Here is a 17903-nt window from a genome sequence, read left to right on the forward strand (position 1 = left end):
ACCATGCGATTTCAACTTGGAGTAAGAGAACCAGTTGGAAAAGCGGTTTAGGCAGCTTCTTTTTTTTAAATTAGTCTAGATTCCCTCCTTTTACACATAGGGATAAAACATCAGGAGTTAGAAAAATAAGTAGGAGATATGTTGTTGATTATGGTCATGGGACTTCCCGGTTCCGGGAAAAGCTATTTTGCTTCTAAGCTATCAGAACGGCTAAAGGCAGTCCATTTGGAAAATGATGTGATCCGAAAAGAACTTCATAAAATGGGGAGCTATACGAGGGAGGATAAAATGGAGGTGTACCGAGAACTGTGTCGACGTACAGAAAAGTTGATCAAGGAAGAGAAATCGGTGGTCGTAGATGCTACCTTTCAATTGAAGGAATATCGAGAGTTCATTTATCAACTTTCATCCAGGTTTGAAGTCTCTTTGAGTACCATTTTGGTGGAGGCAAATGAATCACTGGTAAAAAAAAGGCTGGCAAAGCCAAGAAAAAGGAGCGAGGCAAACTATGAAGTGTATTTGAAAATGAAAGGAGATTTTGATCCAATCCGTTCGCCTTACATTGCTATTACTTCTGGAGAATCAAACCTGGAATCAATGCTTCGGCAGGCGATGGACTATATTAATCCTGATCAATGAATTCTTCTGAAATCAAAAGCTTATCGCAATTGGGCACTTTCAAAGGGCTGGCCTTAAAGGGAAAATTGATAGAGACTCATATTTCTTGGGTCATCCTATCCGGAGACCATGCTTTTAAAATTAAAAAGCCTGTTCACTTGTCTTTTGTTGATTTTTCCAGTTTGCAAAAGCGGAAATATTACTGCGAAATGGAAGTGAATCTCAATGCAAGGTTTACTGATATTTACTTGGGAGTGGAACCAATTTATTTTGAAGAAGACCATTGGTCCATTGGCGGGGAAAAAGGATTGCCTCGGGATTATGCTGTGGTGATGAAGAGAATGGATGAGGGAATGCGGATGGACCGACTTTTGGAGAAAGCAGAGGTGTCTTCAGAAGCCATAGAAAAATTAGCCCATCAGGTGGGGAGATTCCACAAAAAAGCCCGGGTGATTCATCGGTCTTTTGAATTGCAAAACTCGAAAGAGACCTTCAATGATATTTTGAGTATAGAAAAAGTATTGGAAGATCTCCCTAATTATGATGAACTCAAAGAGGAATTACATAGGGCAGTTAGGTTGAGCGACTTTTTTTTGACCAGCAACTCAAAACTCCTAGAAAAGCGATCTGCAGAAGGGTTTGTAAGAGATGTTCATGGGGACTTGCATGGGGGGAATGTATTTTTAATGGAAAACCCTGTCCTTTTTGATTGTATTGAATTTAAAGAAGACTTCAGGCAGATCGATGTGTTGTATGAAGTGGCTTTCCTCTGTATGGATTTGGAAAGTTGGGGACGAGAAGATTTGGCGAAGATTTTTTTGACTACTTATTTTGAGCAACAAGGTACGTCCATTTCTGTTCAGGAAGAAAAATTGTTCAATTATTATAAGTGCTTGAGAGCCAATATTCGTGCAAAAGTTTACGCCATCGAGATTTCCCAAGCCCAGGAGGGAAATGAAAGGAAAGTTTACCTTGATGCCTTCAACAGGTATTTTTCATTGTTTGGAAGTTATTTGGAGAAGCTTGAAAATCAGGGTTGAATCTGCCCTCAACCAGGCATATGTTTGCAACTACGCCTGACTGACCTTTCGGATTTGCAATTTGGGCTTGTCCAATTTGAAATTGGTTTGGATAGTGGGGAGGAATAACAATTTCCTCCCAGCAAGGGTTACAAGCGGAGATAACAAGATTCAAGCCCGGAATACATTAACTTTTTTAAGCTAATTAGAAAATTCTAACTAAAACAATAATCATTATCTACCTTTAATAGAAATTCTATTTTTCGATTTCATAATCCAAATCCAGAATCCAGGGTTTATAATTTGGGCTGTCATGATTTTGTGGATTCTTGGTTCTTTGAAGAACACTTTCGTGTATAATCGGGCGGTCTTTCCTGCTGGTATCCCATTGTCTAATTCGTCTCCTATAAATTCGCTCCCACCATTTCTGCCGGGAATTATGCATATGACCATTGGGGTTTAATCCAATAACTTCGCCATCCTTTTTGTAAATGATTAAGCCACATGCAATGGCCTGTTCTTTTAACCAGCGAAAAGTAATGTTGGATAAGTCATCGATCTCGTATCCCCCGCCCACATCGGTATGCATGCCCAGGAACCAAACCTGTTTTACTTTTTGGTAATCTTTGACTTCGTAATCCCATAATACTGGATGAAAAGTAAGTCGCTCATCGTCAATGGCCAGAGCGTGATAAGCGTTACTCACACTTTCACTCAATCTAAAATCATGAAATGAATGCCGTGTGAAGGGTAACTTATCTAGTATGGAACTCATCCAATTAATGGGAAATCCAAGAGCTGCCACCGTATCATAACAGCCCAAAAAATGGATTTTTGTCCACATGGTATGATGTCTGGCTATAAAAGACTTTACTTCATTTTCTCTCTTTTCAGAATTCTTAATTCTGTATATACGGTAAGCTTTTGCGATGAGTTCCGGTCTCGAAGAAGGTAGAATTCCAAAATGATGAATGAAACTAGATAGGCTTCGGACGGTCGCCGCTCCTCGGCTAAAGCCAAAAAGAAATATTTTATCTCCAGATTGGTAATTGTCAAAAATGAATCGGTATGCCTCTAAAATATTTCTCTGTATCCCAGACCCTCCCACGGAGCCAGTAAACTTTTTCCAGCCCGTACCTAGCCCACGATCATAGAATGAAACCTGGTTTGGTGTCCGATGTTCTATTTCCTTAAAAAGCTTATAAATATTGGTATCTGGCCCTTTTCCTCCTTCCTGACCAGTACCATCTGAAAAAATCACAATATTTTTCGACATACTACAATCTGATTTAGAATTTAAAAATGTTGTTTTCTTGCTTAAAATGATCGGATTGATTAATGCCAGACCACCCTAAAAATTAGGGATAGAAATTAAAAAATCCTACTAAGATCAATGGGGGAAGATAAAACCCTCTGATAATCTATGAAATATCAGAGGGATGTGGAGCTGGCGAGATTCGAACTCGCGTCCAGATAAGGAAACACCGTACCGTCTACATGCTTAGTCACCTGTTAGGTTTTCGACCGAAATATGCTGGATGACACACCTTGTTCCGGCTTAGCTATTGATCTTAGACTTGCTTAATAGCATCACAAGCCGCAACCCGGTCAAGTCGACACCTCAAATCCGTCCGGACCAGATAACGGACGGTGAGATGTGGCTGGGGAATTACTCTAGTAACTCAACCCTTTAAGCGATCTATCCTAAGAGGGTAGATTAGGCAGCCATGGCGTAAGAATTTTCGCCAATTATAGTTCGTATGAATCTTTCAAGGCCGTACATACTCCAGCCTGCATGCGAGCCCGATCTTTACACTTACTGTCAATACCGGTCAGCCCCATTTGATAAGGATGACAAAAGTAATAGATTTTTGGTTCCAAGAGTATATAGTTTTTTGTTTCTCCTCCTCCAATTGGGCTTTTTTAAAATTCTTGAATTGGAAATCAACATTTTATCAGAAATTGTCGCAGATCACATACATTTAGGCTTCCCGAATATGGAGTTTTTTATATCTTGCGGTGATGGAAAACTTCGTCGTTTCGGCAAGAAAATACAGACCAGCAGATTTCAAGAGTGTGGTTGGGCAGCAGCACATTACCACGACTCTTCAAAATGCGATTAAAAACAATCACTTAGCTCAGGCTTTCCTATTTTGTGGACCTCGTGGTGTAGGTAAAACTACCTGTGCCCGGATTTTGGCAAAAACCATTAACTGCGAAAATCGGCAAGCAGATCAGGAAGCATGCGGTGAATGTGAATCCTGTGTTTCTTTCAAAAACAACAGTTCTTTTAATATCTATGAGCTGGATGCGGCATCCAATAACTCGGTAGATGATATTAGAAACCTGGTGGACCAAGTGCGCTATGCGCCTCAAAAAGGTCAATACAAGGTATATATTATTGATGAGGTTCATATGCTTTCCAATCAGGCCTTCAATGCCTTTCTGAAGACCTTGGAAGAGCCTCCGAAATATGCGATTTTCATTCTTGCTACCACAGAGAAGCATAAGATCATCCCGACGATACTTTCCCGGTGCCAGATTTTTGATTTCAACAGAATTCAGATCAAACATATTGCTGAGCATCTAAAATACATTGCAGAGAAGGAACAGGTAGACTACGAAGAAGAAGCCTTGAGATTGATAGCCACCAAAGCGGATGGTGCGCTCCGTGATGCCTTATCTATTTTTGATTTGATCGTCACCTATTCTGCGGGCAAGAAAGTCACCTATCTGGAAACCATCGACAATCTTCATATCCTCGATTACGATTACTATTTCAAAGTAGTAGATGCCTTGATTGAGGAAGATTTATCAAAGGCATTGTTGATTTTTGATGAAATCCTGAAGAAAGGTTTTGATGGTCATAATTTCATTGTTGGTCTATGTGAGCACTTTAGAGATTTGTTGGTGGCAAAAGATCCCGCTACCGTTGAGTTAATCCAGGTTTCTGAAAGTGCAAAAGAAAGATACTTACAACAGACGGGAGCCACTTCCGTGTCCTTTTTGTTATCAGCTCTAAATATCGCCAACCAATGCGATATCAATTATAAGACCTCCAAAAATCAACGCCTCCATGTAGAACTGGCATTGATGAAAATGGCCAAACTGCCCCAGGTCTTCAAATTGGCAACTCTGGCTGCCGAGGAATCAAAAAAAAAAGTCTGAGTAAATCAGAGTCTAAAGCAGCTCCTTCCGATTCAAATTCTACCCCAATAACTAAAGCTAAGTCTGTTCCTGTTCAGAGGACCATGTCTATTCCTACCAGCTTGTATCATACCAAAAAGATTTTGGAGGAGAAAGCAAAGGATGAGGAAAAAAGAATTGAGCAGCGGAAAGCGGAGGCAAAAGTGGTTGAGCCTGTTAATACGCTTCAATTAACTCAAACCATGTTAGATGAGGTAATGCCAAAGGTATTGGATCATTTTAGGGTGGAAGGGAAAGTATTGGAACATGCGATTTTGAACCAACCGATCAAGATGGAAGGACATGAAATTTGTCTGGAAGTCATGGGGCATGTTCAGGAAGAAATTGCGCAGAAAATGAAGCCGGAATTATTGACTTTAATCAGAGACTTGACTGGAGCGGGTAAACTGGCGATCAAATTAGTGGTAAAAGAGGAGCTGGAATCCGCTACCAATAAACTCTATACCAGTTCCGATAAGCTTCGATTCCTGAAGGAAAAGCATGCGGCATTAGCCGAGTTTCAGAAAAGATTTGGTTTGGAAACAGACTACTAGAAATCAAGGGATATCCCAAAATTTATCAAATTCTGGAGCTGAACTGCCTGTTTAGAACTGCCGTCATCTTGTTTGATAAACACCTCCTCATCGTAGATAATTCTGGTTTCCATCCTGGTGGAAATGTACTTGTTTACTTTCATCCGAATGGTGGAGTTGAAATTCACGACCATGTTACCAAACCGTTCGTAATTCGAGAAAAGATTGAGATCTGCTTTCCAAGTGATATTTTCCATGAGCTGAATATCTGCCACGGAAGTTGCCAATGACATACCTGCTTCGGCACGTACATTTTCTCCCGGAACTACCCCAAAAGCCCCCGCACGACTCAATGAATCGTCCATCACAATCGTAAAACGACCTGTAAATGGAGATAGAATGACTGACAATTTACTTTTATCTGAATAGGTCCTTCTGTAGTTCAAACCTGTAGAAGATTGAACATAGCCAGGAGAGAGTAAATCCGATATTTTCGTTCTTACATCTTGATCACTACCAGAGGGTCTTGAATATTTATAACCTGCCAGCAGTTGCGTTCGGGCATCCAATTGGGTAGAGAGGTAAAATTTTTCCGAAAGCTCACGGCCATAATTACTGACGAAAATAAAGTTGTCATTACTTTTCCGCGTTCTAAAATCACGGTCATCTTGACGGTTCATTCCTAAGTTAATGGTGACTTGTGTGTCCCAAACTTTTTTATCCTTCTTATAATTCGCAAAAATGGAAATCCCTGAATTGAGTGCAAAAGAGCTTGCTCCACCTGCTGCCCAGTTACTTATTGTCACTTGTTGGATGTTCAAATTATAATTACCTCCGGTCTCCCAGAAAATTTCTTTTTTGGGTTCTTCTACCAACAAGGAGTCGCCGAGCATTAATAAGGTGTCCCCATTGATCAGAACTGTATCAGGGATAATCAGACGATCTTGAGCCAATACCTGATGACTCATTCCAAACAAAAGAAATCCTATAAAAAGGAGGTAATTACGCATTCAAAAATGAAGATAATAGGATCAGGGCGTGAAGATAACCAATTTCTGACCGATGCTAATGATGTTTTGACTGCCAATGTTATTCCAGGATTTTAAGTCATTGACTGTAACCCCATATTTTTTACTGATCGCAAAAAGCGTATCACCTTTGCTTACCACATGGGTAATCTTTCCCTGGGAACTTGAATTGGATGCGGTGGAGGTCCTTGCTTGCTGTGAAGGTCCAGTGGAACTTGAGCTGCTGGCAACTACCGCCTTCTGGGCTGGAGGAGCTTTCTTGATATTGACAACCCGGATATCCTCCCCACGTTTCCTGTGATCTTGAAGATTCAATACCATACCTACTTTCAGGTCAGAATCTTTTCTGATGCGGTTTTTGGATTTCAAAGAAGAAAGCTTGATTCCATACTTTTGAGAGATGCTCCAAAGTGTTTCTCCCGGCATCACTATATGGTGCTCAACTTCAGCTTTGGATTTCTTTTTCTTGGTATAGTAGTATTCTCCCGCTTCAATTCTTTCTCCAGGATCAAGATCATTGAGTCTTCTAAATTTCTTCTCCCTGATACCAATCTTATCAGTGAAGTTACTCTGTGTAGTAGTCTGTGAGGCTTGAACTCCTTCGATATCATTGACGGTGATCTGGTCTGGCTGACTCGCCTTTGTCGTATTGCCGCTGATCCTTGGATAGGAGTTAGCCTGCTTATAAGCTGGTGAATTGGCAGACGAATTGTTACTGTTAGAACTGTTTTTGGATGGACTACTTGTAATAATAGCAGGTTGTACGGGTAGTGTTCCATCCTGGATATAAACTAATCCATAGGTTCTATCGCCTGGGATTTTACCATTAGAGGTCCATTTATTGTATTCTTTTAAATGTGACTCAGATACTCCATATTTTTTGGCCAAGGCAGCTAGGGTAGTTGGACCTTGAATAGGGACTTCTACCATTCTAGAATTGGAAGTGAGTACACCTAGTTGGTTTTCAAAGGCAATTTTATGGGCCAAGAACTTTTTGAAATACCAATGAGTATTCCTGTCTACATCTACCACACGCTTTCCATTAAATCTTGTTCCAAAATAGGCTTTTGCACCACCTAGTCCCATTTGATAGGAAACCAAAGCACACATCCAATTGTCAAAAGTGTTGTTATGCTTTTTTAAATACAAAGCCGCACCACGGGTAGAGGAAACAATATTCTTTCGTTCATCGATCTGATTGTCCACGCGAAGAAATACTTCCTCTGCAGTACCCTGTTTGAATTGCCAAAATCCAACAGCGTTGGAGGTAGAAACCGCATCGGCTATGAGGGAGCTTTCTTGGATTACCAGGTATTTTAAATCTTCAGGAACTTGATTGTCTCGGAGTATATCTTCGATAATCGGCATATATAAATTGACCCTTTCCCGCTTGATTTTGAAATATTCGGGATTTCGATATTGAGCATCTACATCCAGTTGAATTTCCCTTCTCGCTTGTGGATTAATTCTTACAATTAAATCTGCAAACTCCAATTCAGCAGGTACTTGCGGAATCTGCGCAAGCAAAGAAAAGCTACTGAAGAGCGTGAGGATGAAAAGAAGGCTTGAAAATTTATTTTTACTCATTCCAAAAAGGCTTTAATCTGGTGCTCAGCCTCTTTTTAGCAAAAATGATTCCCTTTTTGAATATGCTATAATTTTCTCGCCATCATAATGCCATCCCGTATTGGTAATAGCACATTTTCTACCCTTGGATCCTGGGTTATTTTGGCATTAAAGTCCAGAATTGCCTGGGTGTCTTTATCGATTTTCTTTCCCTCTTCAACCAATACTTTTCCAGACCAAAGTACATTGTCAGCCATGATGATCCCTCCTGTGTTCATTTTCTCCAGAATCAGCTCGTAGTATTTTTCATTATTGATTTTATCGGCATCGATAAAAGCCATATCAATTGGTCCATCCACGTTTGGAAGCAGGTCCAAAGCATTGCCTAACCGGTAATCAATTTGATCTGCCAAGCCACTTTCCTCAAAAAAACCTCTGACCATGGTTTCCAATTCATCATTGATGTCCATGGTGATCAATTTGCTGGATTTATTTAATCCTCTTGCAATACAAATGGCAGAATAACCGGTATAGGTCCCCACTTCCAAAGCAATTTTTGGATTGATCATTTTGGTAAATAGTTCCAGCATTTTCCCTTGAAGTTGACCGGAAAGCATTCTCGGTTTCAAGACTTTCAGCTGGGTCTCCCGTGTGATTTTTTGAAGCAATAAATCCTCTTCGCTGGTGTGATTTTCGCAATATTGTAATAAGTCATCGGAGATAAATTCCATGATTATTGGGGCTTATACGTTAGAAAACTCATGTTTTCAGGATTGAAAATCTCATTGGCAATCTCCTGAAGTTCATCAGCTGTCGTGTTCTTTATTTTTTCAAAGATACTTTCTAAAGGATCTACTTTATCATGATCTAGAAGGCTTTTTCCATATACCAGCATCAAACCTGCATAATTCTCTTCGGCCATTGCCATTTGCCCGATGGCTTGTTCTTTGGCCATTTGAAGCTGGATTTTCCCAAGTTTCTTCTTTTGAAGCGCCGCCATTTCTTTCATGACCAGACTTTGGGCTTTTTTCAAGGTTTTCTCTTCGGTACCGAAATACACTCCAAAAAAACCAGTATCCGAAAAAGGAGAGTAGGTAGACTCGATGTTGTACACATAGCCATACCTTTCTCTTAGAGTCAAATTCAATCGGCTATTCATACTGGGCCCACCCAGAATATTGTTAAGTAAAAACAACTTGTATCGATTGGGGTCATGTAAGGAATACGCGGGTCTTCCTATGGCACAAAGAGACTGAGAAATTTCACGCTCAATGATTTTGGTTTTTGGCAGGTAGCTATGAAAGCCATTTCGCACATAGAGGCTTCGCTTTTCCTGGATTTCATTTAAAGGACCTTCTATGGATTTCAATACTTTGGAGAAGGGAATATTGCCAACTACCGAAAATATGATCTGATGGGTATCCAGTAGGGTAGAAATAAAATCGATGAAGTCCAAATGTGAAAAACTACCTACAGTCTCTTCATTTCCCAAAATATTTCTTCCAAGAGAGTGATTTTCAAACACCAATTCGTCCAGTTCATCTTGAATAGAATCCTCCGGAGAATCCCGATACATGGCCATTTCCTCTAAAATGACCTGCCGTTCCTTTTCTATCTGTTTTTGAGGGAAGGTGCTGTTAAAAGTGATGTCATATAGCAAATCAGCTGCTTTGGAATAATGCTCCTTCAAGGTAGAAGCATAGAAGCAAACTTTCTCTTTGGTGGTATAGGCATTTAACTCCCCACCCAGCGATTCCAGTCTATTGAGGATATGGAATGTTTTTCTTTTCTTGGTTCCTTTGAAGGCCATGTGTTCCCAGAAGTGGGCTAGGCCTTCCTGCTCTTTCGTTTCATCTCTGCTGCCTATGTTCAATATAAAGCCGCAATGTACCAACCGGGTATGTGTGACTTCCTGATGAACGATTCGGATTCCGTTCTTTAACTCCTTGATGTTTAAATCCATTTTTGAATACCTTCTCGGTAAAATACAAAGAAAAGCATCAATTTGTTTCCCACCTTGTTTTCCTCTCCTTTTGAAGCAGATTTTAGTAACTTCGGCTTTGAAAAAATCAGAAAGGATTTATGAAATATCAACCATTACCCCAGAGTTTATACATAAAAAATAGAGCCAAATTTGCAGCTAAACTGAAAAAGAACAGTGTAGCCATTTTCAATGCAAATGACATCATGCCTACCAATGCAGATGGGACGATGAAATTTCGTCAAAATAACGACCTATTTTATCTCTGCGGAATAGATCAGGAAGAAACGATTTTATTATTGGCTCCTGATTGTCCCAATCCAGCCATGAGAGAGGTCTTGTTCCTTCGAGAAACCAGCGAGCTGATCGCTATTTGGGAAGGTCATAAGTATACCAAAGAAGAGGCTGAAGCGGCTTCTGGTATTCAAAATATCCAGTGGCTTTCCAGTTTTGATCAAATTTTCGGAACAGTTATGGCACTCTCCGATCAGGTGTACTTGAATACCAATGAACATCTGAGAGCAGGTGTGGTGGTCGAAACCAGGGATGCCCGATTTATCAAGACCTGTAAGGCTCAATTTCCTTTGCATGAATACGAGCGAGCTGCCCCTATTATGCATGAATTAAGAGGGGTGAAGGAGCAGGAGGAGATCGATCAGCTGCAGATTGCTTGTGATATCACCAACAAAGGATTCAGAAGGATATTGTCTTTTGTAAAACCTGGGGTGACTGAATATGAAATTGAGGCGGAGTACCTGCATGAATTCGTCAGAAATCGAAGCAAAGGTTTTGCATACGAACCGATCATTGCCTCAGGGGGTAGTGCCTGTGTGTTGCATTATTTGGAAAATAACAAAGAGTGTAAGGATGGTGAATTGATTTTAATGGATGTGGGAGCAGAGTATGGAAACTACAATGCAGACATGACGCGTACCATTCCAGTGAACGGAAGATTTACCAAGAGACAAAGAGCAGTATATGATGCGGTTTTAAGAGTGAAGAATCAAGCTTCCAGTATGCTTACCCCTGGCCAAAATATACAGGATTATCATAAGGAAGTGGGGTTGATCATGCAAAGCGAATTAATTGGATTGGGATTGATTGATCAGACGGATGTAAAAAACCAAGACCCAAATTGGCCAGCCTATAAAAAGTATTTTATGCATGGGACTTCCCATCATCTGGGATTAGATGTGCATGATGTAGGGACGATGCATGGACCGATCAAGCCAGGAATGGTCTTTACTGTGGAGCCAGGAATTTATATTCCTGCCGAGGGAATGGGAATTCGATTGGAGAACAATATTGTCGTCCAGGAGAATGGGTATCTTGACTTGATGGGAGATATTCCGATAGAGGCGGAGGAGATAGAGGAGTTGATGAACTCTTAAGTTCAAACCGAGAAATAAAAAATCCCCTTCAAAATTAATTGAAGGGGATTTTTTTATGATCTAGAATCGGGATGAATTATCCGATAGAGATTCTCTTGAAGGCAGAAACTGTCAAACCTTTGCTTACGCTGTCAAGGTATTGAGCAATAGTTTTGCTGCTATCTTTAACGAATACTTGGCTCAACAAAGTATTTTCTTTGTAGAACTTGTTCAATTTACCCATCGCAATTTTCTCAAGCATTTCTTCAGGCTTACCTTCAGCTCTAGCTTGCTCTTTACCAACTTCGATTTCTCTTTCTACAACAGAAGCATCTACTCCGTCTTTATCCAAAGCAACTGGGTTCATTGCAGCAATCTGCATAGAAACGTCTTTTCCAGCTTCTTCAACATCAGCACCAGAAGTGTTAACCAATCCTACCAATACACCTAATTTACCGTTAGAGTGAATGTAAGGAACTACTGCTTCAGCAGTGATCACCTCGTAATTGGAGATTTCGATTTTCTCACCGATTTTACCAGTCATCTCAACGATTTTCTCAGCAACAGTGATGTTTTCGAAAGGCAATGCATGGATTTCTTCAATAGAAGAAGCTCCAGCTGCAACAGCCATGTCAAGAAGTGTGTTAGCGAAAGCAACATACTCTTCGTTTTTGGCAACGAAGTCAGTTTCGCAAGTCAAAGAAAGCAAAGTTCCTTTAGTTCCGTCTTCGGATACGTTTGTTACAACTACACCTTCTTTAGTTTCACGATCAGCTCTAGAAGCTGATACTTTTTGACCTTTTTTTCTAAGGATGTCCACAGCTTTTTCAAAATCGCCTTCAGCTTCAGTCAAAGCTTTCTTGCAATCCATCATACCGGCACCGGTCATTTGTCTCAGTTTATTTACTTCTTGTGCAGTAATTGCCATTGTATTATCGGTTTAAATAGTAAACAGAATATTTTTATTGGAGAACCTTTCCTTACAAGAAGGGCGAAGGTTGTATTATTAATGTTTGACGATTAGATTGGCTCTAATAGTCTTTTAAACAAAAAATTGAACATAGGCCGAAGCCACATGTTCAATTTTTTATATTTCAAATCAAGTGTGGATTATCCTTTAGTTTCAGTGTCCACAGCTTTTTTAGCTTCTTCCTCTTCAGAAAGTTTAGCTTCTTCTTTGTCCTTCTTTCTTTCTGAAAGACCTTCTTCGATAGCTGCACCAAACGCTTTCACTAGCAAGGATACGGATTTGAATGCATCGTCATTGGCAGGGATTGGGAAATCAACCTCGTTCGGGTTAGAGTTCGTATCAACCAATGCGAAAACAGGGATACCAAGCTTCTTTGCTTCAGCAATTGCAATGTGTTCTCTCTTGATGTCAACAATGAAAAGTGCTGCTGGAAGTCTGCTCAAGTCTGAGATACCACCAAGTACATCTTCCATTTTGTCTTTTTGACGGGAGATCATCAAGCGCTCTTTCTTAGCTAAGTTAGTATAAGACTCTTCCTTCATCAATTTGTCCAAACCGGACATTTTCTTCAATGATTTACGGATAGTGGCGAAGTTGGTCAACATACCACCTAACCATCTTTCGGTTACATAAGGCATGTTAAGACGCTGAGCTTCTGCTGCCACTAGGTCTTTTGCTTGTTTCTTTGTAGCTACGAACATCACTTTTTTGCCTGAGCGTACTACTTGCTTGATTGCGTTAGATGCTTCGTCGAGGCAAGCAAGCGTTTTATTTAGATCGATGATGTGGATACCATTTTTCTCCATGAAAATGTATGGAGCCATTCTTGGATCCCACTTTCTCGTCAAGTGTCCGAAGTGAACACCAGCATCTAGTAAGTCTTTATATTCTAATTTGGCCATAATAATATTTTTATAAAAGGAAGAACTTCCGGATTAACGTTTAGAGAACTGGAATTTTCTTCTTGCTTTTCTACGTCCTGGCTTCTTACGTTCAACCATTCTAGGGTCACGAGTCAAGAAACCTTCTTTTTTCAATGCTGGTCTGTGCTCTTCGTCAAATTGACATAAAGCTCTAGAGATAGCCATACGAGCAGCTTCCGCTTGCCCTTTGATGCCACCACCGTCTACATTGATCTTAATATCATAATTACCCTCCACGCCAACAAGAGCCAATGGCTGCTTCACAACGATCTGGTGAAGATCAAATGGGAAGTAAACTTCGATTGACTGATTGTTTACGGAGATTTGACCGCTTCCTGGAGCCATGTAAATTCTGGCTACAGAGGTCTTTCTTCTACCGATTGTATTGATCATTTCCATGATTTAGCGATTAAAGAGTGATAGTTTTAGGCTGCTGTGCTTCGTGCGGATGTTCAGATCCGTTATACACGTACAAGTTGCCGTATAATTTTCTTCCTAATCTATTCTTAGGTAGCATGCCTCTTACAGCTTTCTCAACCAAGATAGAAGCAGACTTGTCCTTCAATAACCTTGGTGTAGAAATGCGTTGTCCTCCTGGGTATCCAGTGTGTCTCACATAAACTTTGGAGTTCCACTTATCACCAGTCAAACGGACTTTGTCTGCGTTGATTACGATGACATTGTCACCACAATCCACGTGAGGAGTAAAGCTTGGCTTTGTCTTACCTCTTAAGATTTTTGCGACCTCACTTGCCAATCTACCCAAAACTGCAGCTTGGGCATCCACTACGACCCATTGCTTTTCTACAGTCGCGGCATTGGCTGATACGGTCTTATAGCTCAAAGTATCCACTGTGTAACTGTTTAATTTTTAGCTTGTTAAATTTATTTCACCCTCAAAAAGGGACACAAAGATAGAAGTATTTTATTTTTCATGCAAAATATTTTGAATACTAAGTCCTAATTTTCATTGGCTTAGCCCAAAATCCCCTTCTAGAGATCGATTTTCCATACTTTTTATTTTGAATTAGTTGGGTTAAGCGGTTTTAGCTAATTGTTTGACCAATACCTGAAAATCTTTCGGGTAAGGTGCTTCAATTTTCAGCTTTTTACCATCCAATCCCTCAAATCCAATAGAAAAGGCATGGAGAGAAACCCGCTGCATGATAGGTAACTCTTCTGTGTCCTTCTTAAGATTGAATCGGCGCTTGAGTGAAGAAAGTAATAAAGGCTTGCCTCCATATAAAGTGTCCCCACATATTGGTGACTTCAGGTAAGCCAAATGAACACGGATCTGATGCAATCTGCCCGTGACAGGTTTGCATTCTACCAACGTATGCGCATAATATGTTTTCAACGTATTGAAATAGGTCTGCGCAGGCTTTCCATCTTTAGTGACTTTGGCGATTCCTTTTTTAGTAGCGGCCAGGTTTCGATCTACCAGTTCATTCTGGAAATCCTTAATCCCTTCCACTACCGCATGATAGACTTTGTCCACTTTTCTGTTTTCAAACTGAATAGCCAAATGCCTGTAGGCCTCCGGATTCTTGGCAATCACCAGGCAGCCTGACGTTTCCTTGTCCAGTCGATGGCACAGTTGGGCATCGGGAGTGTGTGCCTTGGCAAGGTCAAGTATGTTCTGCGCTTCGTGCCGATCGTCTAAGCTCGATAGGTACGGTGGTTTGTTGATTACCAGGTAATCCGCATTTTCAAACAGAATAAGTTTTTGAAAATCAATTTTCTTCATGGATTCTCCTGCCTCTTCAAAGAGGGTGCAAAAGTAGGTAAAAAAAAGTAGGTAAAAAATTTACATCCAATTAATATTTAGTCAGTTGAAGACTTCTCTTTATCGGATGCTGAATTGGTCTTGACATAAGGAAGTGAAAAACTAAATATCGACCCCTTGCCCACCGTGGAGCTCACAGATATTTTGCTTTTATGTCCTTCTAGAATATGCTTGACAATTGCCAAGCCCAGACCGGTTCCGCCCTCTTTTTTGGATCGGCTTTTTTCGACTCGATAGAATCGCTCGAAGATTCGCTTGAGGTCCTCAGGCGGGATTCCTTGTCCATCATCCTTGATGTCCACCTGAATACTGTTCTTGCTAGTCTTCAACGTTACCTTAACCTCTCCTTTATTATTATTGTATTTGACAGCATTGAAAATCAGGTTTTGGCAAACCCGATAAATTTTTTGCCTGTCAGCGGTCGTAATGTAATTTTTGCCTTCCTCGTAATTGAATTTGATCTCCACATCTCTTTTGGAGGCTTTATGTTCCAATTGATCGATTACTTCCAGGATGAGATCCTTTAAATCAAATTGGGTAAAGGTGAATTTAATCACTCCGCTTTCCATTTGGTTTAGAGTTAATAAATCCTGAACCAATACATCCAAGGAATCCAAACTCTTTGCGGCACGTTTCAGAAATTTCATCCGCACCTGCTTATCATCAATAGCTCCATCCAATAACGTGAGAATATATCCTTGGGTAGCAAAAATCGGGGTTTTTAATTCGTGGGAAATATCTGCAATGAACTCCCTTCGAAACGCCTCGTTTTTTTGAAGGGTTTCGATTTCCTTCTGCTTGGTCAAGGCATAGGAGTTGATCACCTTATTGATTCTCCGTAAAGGAGAAATGGAGGATTTTGAATATTTGTCGCTGATTTCGGAAAAATCCTTCTTTTGTATTTTTTCCAATAAGGAATAGATATTTCCGATCTCCTTAAAGACTAGAAATTCAAATGTAATATTGGTCAATAAATAGGCAACAGAGAAAGAGATGGCCCCAGCCACCAGCAAGATGGTGGTGTCGACTGCATTTAATAAGGATAGAAATGCAACGACCATCGCAGAGATGGCCAATGCAAGAATTAACGCAATACCCCGGGAATTAGTTAGCATATTAGCCTAGGTCGAACTTGTATCCTACTCCTTTTACAGTAGTGATATAGTCCTCTCCAATTTTTTCTCTGACTTTTCGGATATGTACGTCCACGGTTCTTGCGAGAACAAACACATCTGCTCCCCAGATATTTTGAAGAAGTTCATCTCTACTAAAAACCATATTAGGGTTTTTAGCTAGGAAATACAATAATTCAAATTCCTTCTTCGGTAAGGTGATGGTTTTTCCCGATTTATCGATCGTATAACTTCCTCTATCAATTATCAAATCTTTGATTTTGATCTGAGTTTGTTCTTGTTCTTTTTTGGATTCTCTCCTGAATAAGGCCGCAATCCTACTCATCAAGGCTCTAGGCTTTATAGGTTTGGTGATGTAGTCATCTGCCCCCACATCAAATGCAGCCACTTCTGAATATTCTTCCATTCGGGCAGTCAAGAAGATGACAAATGCATTTTTTAACTCGGGAATTTGACGAATCTGTAAACAGGTCTCCACGCCATCTTGCCCTGGCATCATGATGTCCAAAAGAATGACATCCGGTAAAAATTTGGATGCTACCTTCACCGCCTTAATTCCATCTTCCGCAGTAGCCACTTCGTAGCCTTCTTTTTGCAAATTGTATTTTAGGATTTCTACAATGTCTGGCTCATCATCTACTACGAGAACTTTTATCTTTTGCTTATCGCTCATGCTAGCATTTCTTAATAATTCGCTTAAAAATAAGGAATATTTGAAGATTGAAGCCAAATAAAAAGCGGGATATGGTAGCGCTTTTTTAGGTTTCCAATGATTTATTCTGTTTTCAAAAGGAGAGGTTAAGCAAAGGTTAAGCGAATCTTACTTAATTGTTTCTTAATCCCTTTGCATTGATGATGTCAAAATTCAATGACCCTAAAAATAGATTGGCCTTAATTTTAACAGGGATTTTATTCTGATCCTTAGTAACCCATACTTTTACTGGATACTCTCCTCGAAACAATTTGTTTTTGGGGAGTTGGGGAGAGAATATATAAGTCTCTTTCTCACCAATTTCGGTTTCCAGCTTTTCAGTGCCCTCATATATTAACTTTATGTTATATATCTCTTTGTCAAAGAAACCTTTGATTAAAATCGTTTCTCCAGGCTTGAGCTTTCTTAAATCCAGTGTTCTTAAATAGTAAAATCCACTGACCAAATCCTGGACTGTTCCTGGCAAATCATATTCTTTCACGCTCTTGAGCGTCCTGTTATCCTTTTCATAGAGTTCTACCAATGCTTTATTATTGGCTTGGTCAAAGTACACTTTTTCATGTTTCCTGTACTTTCCCTCTTCGATATGTCTATACGATACGGAAGGTTGAATGGTATTGGTATCCAAGTAGGTTCCCCAATTGTCATTGACTCTTCCGAAAATCGTAGCGGCTCCTTTGGTCTTTCCATACACGTCTATTTTATAATGGGGACGGTTGTTTTGGGTCTGGGAACGTCTATTGATTTGCAACTTCGCATCCGCAAGATTCAGCCATCCATAGCTCACTTCAAAGTTGAGCTCCTCACCAAAAGTGAAGGCCTCATTTAATGGGTATTGTTGGGAAAATGAATTGGAACTCCACAGAATTAGGATCAAGAAAAAAATTCCGGATAGTTTTCTCATAAATTTTATTGACAATACCTGACAAAAAATAAGTTTTTCATAAGGTATTACGGAAAAAAGCGTCGTTTGGTGAATAAAATTACGAATTTGCCCATCGAAAACAATGGCTGATCCTTCTTTGGTTATCGCATGTTGTTTAACTAAATTCACCTACAATAGATTCTTAAAATAAAA

At 40.0% G+C, this 17903-nt stretch carries 18 protein-coding genes and 1 other RNA gene; 5 read left to right on the forward strand and 14 right to left on the reverse strand.

Annotated elements, in window-relative coordinates; genetic code table 11:
• Positions 1 to 138 precede the first annotated feature (138 nt).
• Together BUR11_RS00400 and BUR11_RS00405 are read left to right on the forward strand one after the other, a co-directional pair.
• The gene (locus BUR11_RS00400) at positions 139 to 639 is read left to right on the forward strand and encodes an AAA family ATPase (protein ID WP_074222881.1); all 501 of its coding nucleotides are present in this window, start codon (positions 139 to 141) and stop codon (positions 637 to 639) included.
• Entirely contained in the window at positions 636 to 1658 is a 1023-nt protein-coding gene (locus tag BUR11_RS00405; protein ID WP_074222882.1) for a phosphotransferase, read from the forward strand. Before BUR11_RS00400 ends, BUR11_RS00405 begins: the two co-directional genes overlap by 4 nt.
• 235 nt (positions 1659 to 1893) lie before the next feature.
• Here BUR11_RS00405 and BUR11_RS00410 read toward each other — a convergent pair whose 3' ends face one another.
• Complete coding sequence (locus tag BUR11_RS00410) at positions 1894 to 2913, reverse strand: DUF2235 domain-containing protein (protein WP_074222883.1); 1020 nt, start codon at positions 2911 to 2913, stop codon at positions 1894 to 1896.
• Between the two features lie 163 nt (positions 2914 to 3076).
• Positions 3077 to 3477, reverse strand: a transfer-messenger RNA (tmRNA) gene (gene ssrA / locus BUR11_RS00415).
• 182 nt (positions 3478 to 3659) lie between these two features.
• Between ssrA and BUR11_RS00420 the strand changes: the two genes are divergently transcribed.
• Complete coding sequence (locus BUR11_RS00420; protein ID WP_074222884.1) at positions 3660 to 4805, forward strand: DNA polymerase III subunit gamma/tau; 1146 nt, start codon at positions 3660 to 3662, stop codon at positions 4803 to 4805.
• 83 nt (positions 4806 to 4888) lie between these two features.
• On the forward strand, positions 4889 to 5377 hold the full coding sequence (locus BUR11_RS00425; protein WP_074222885.1) for a hypothetical protein: 489 nt from the start codon (positions 4889 to 4891) through the stop codon (positions 5375 to 5377).
• Here the strand turns inward: BUR11_RS00425 and BUR11_RS00430 are convergent.
• The 4 genes from BUR11_RS00430 to BUR11_RS00445 all read right to left on the reverse strand — a co-directional run bounded on the left by BUR11_RS00430 (position 5374) and on the right by BUR11_RS00445 (position 9913).
• Positions 5374 to 6366, reverse strand: coding sequence for a DUF3078 domain-containing protein (locus tag BUR11_RS00430; protein WP_074222886.1), 993 nt, complete (start codon positions 6364 to 6366; stop codon positions 5374 to 5376). The two genes, BUR11_RS00425 and BUR11_RS00430, sit on opposite strands and share 4 nt — an antisense overlap.
• Positions 6367 to 6387: 21 nt before the next feature.
• Positions 6388 to 7971, reverse strand: a complete 1584-nt coding sequence (locus BUR11_RS00435) for a lytic transglycosylase domain-containing protein (RefSeq protein ID WP_074222887.1) — start codon at positions 7969 to 7971, stop codon at positions 6388 to 6390.
• A 65-nt stretch (positions 7972 to 8036) separates the two neighbouring features.
• Entirely contained in the window at positions 8037 to 8681 is a 645-nt protein-coding gene (locus tag BUR11_RS00440; protein ID WP_074222888.1) for an O-methyltransferase, read from the reverse strand.
• Between the two features lie 2 nt (positions 8682 to 8683).
• Positions 8684 to 9913, reverse strand: coding sequence for a M16 family metallopeptidase (locus BUR11_RS00445; RefSeq protein ID WP_074222889.1), 1230 nt, complete (start codon positions 9911 to 9913; stop codon positions 8684 to 8686).
• A 119-nt stretch (positions 9914 to 10032) separates the two neighbouring features.
• Here BUR11_RS00445 and BUR11_RS00450 point away from each other — a divergent pair, with 119 nt between their 5' ends.
• Complete coding sequence (locus BUR11_RS00450; RefSeq protein ID WP_074222890.1) at positions 10033 to 11322, forward strand: aminopeptidase P family protein; 1290 nt, start codon at positions 10033 to 10035, stop codon at positions 11320 to 11322.
• Positions 11323 to 11398: 76 nt separating this feature from the next.
• Here the strand turns inward: BUR11_RS00450 and tsf are convergent, their stop codons facing one another.
• The 8 genes from tsf to BUR11_RS00490 all read right to left on the reverse strand — a co-directional run bounded on the left by tsf (position 11399) and on the right by BUR11_RS00490 (position 17729).
• Positions 11399 to 12229 (reverse strand): translation elongation factor Ts, encoded by an 831-nt coding sequence (gene tsf, locus BUR11_RS00455; RefSeq protein ID WP_074222891.1) that lies wholly within the window; start codon positions 12227 to 12229, stop codon positions 11399 to 11401.
• Between the two features lie 182 nt (positions 12230 to 12411).
• On the reverse strand, positions 12412 to 13173 hold the full coding sequence (rpsB, locus tag BUR11_RS00460; protein WP_074222892.1) for a 30S ribosomal protein S2: 762 nt from the start codon (positions 13171 to 13173) through the stop codon (positions 12412 to 12414).
• Positions 13174 to 13206: 33 nt separating this feature from the next.
• Positions 13207 to 13593: a 30S ribosomal protein S9 gene (gene rpsI, locus BUR11_RS00465; protein ID WP_074222893.1), complete on the reverse strand. Its 387-nt coding sequence runs from the start codon at positions 13591 to 13593 to the stop codon at positions 13207 to 13209.
• A 10-nt stretch (positions 13594 to 13603) separates the two neighbouring features.
• On the reverse strand, positions 13604 to 14047 hold the full coding sequence (gene rplM / locus BUR11_RS00470; protein WP_074222894.1) for a 50S ribosomal protein L13: 444 nt from the start codon (positions 14045 to 14047) through the stop codon (positions 13604 to 13606).
• Between the two features lie 183 nt (positions 14048 to 14230).
• Positions 14231 to 14941, reverse strand: a complete 711-nt coding sequence (locus BUR11_RS00475) for an RluA family pseudouridine synthase (RefSeq protein WP_074222895.1) — start codon at positions 14939 to 14941, stop codon at positions 14231 to 14233.
• A gap of 77 nt (positions 14942 to 15018) precedes the next feature.
• A complete protein-coding gene (locus BUR11_RS00480) occupies positions 15019 to 16095 on the reverse strand; it encodes a sensor histidine kinase (protein ID WP_074222896.1) in 1077 nt (358 codons plus the stop codon).
• Between the two features lies 1 nt (position 16096).
• Positions 16097 to 16786, reverse strand: coding sequence for a response regulator (locus tag BUR11_RS00485; protein WP_074222897.1), 690 nt, complete (start codon positions 16784 to 16786; stop codon positions 16097 to 16099).
• A gap of 151 nt (positions 16787 to 16937) precedes the next feature.
• On the reverse strand, positions 16938 to 17729 hold the full coding sequence (locus BUR11_RS00490) for a DUF3108 domain-containing protein (RefSeq protein WP_074222898.1): 792 nt from the start codon (positions 17727 to 17729) through the stop codon (positions 16938 to 16940).
• Positions 17730 to 17903 lie beyond the last annotated feature (174 nt).

It is taken from the genome of Algoriphagus halophilus, assembly GCF_900129785.1.
In the GTDB taxonomy this organism is placed as follows: Bacteria; Bacteroidota; Bacteroidia; order Cytophagales; family Cyclobacteriaceae; genus Algoriphagus; species Algoriphagus halophilus.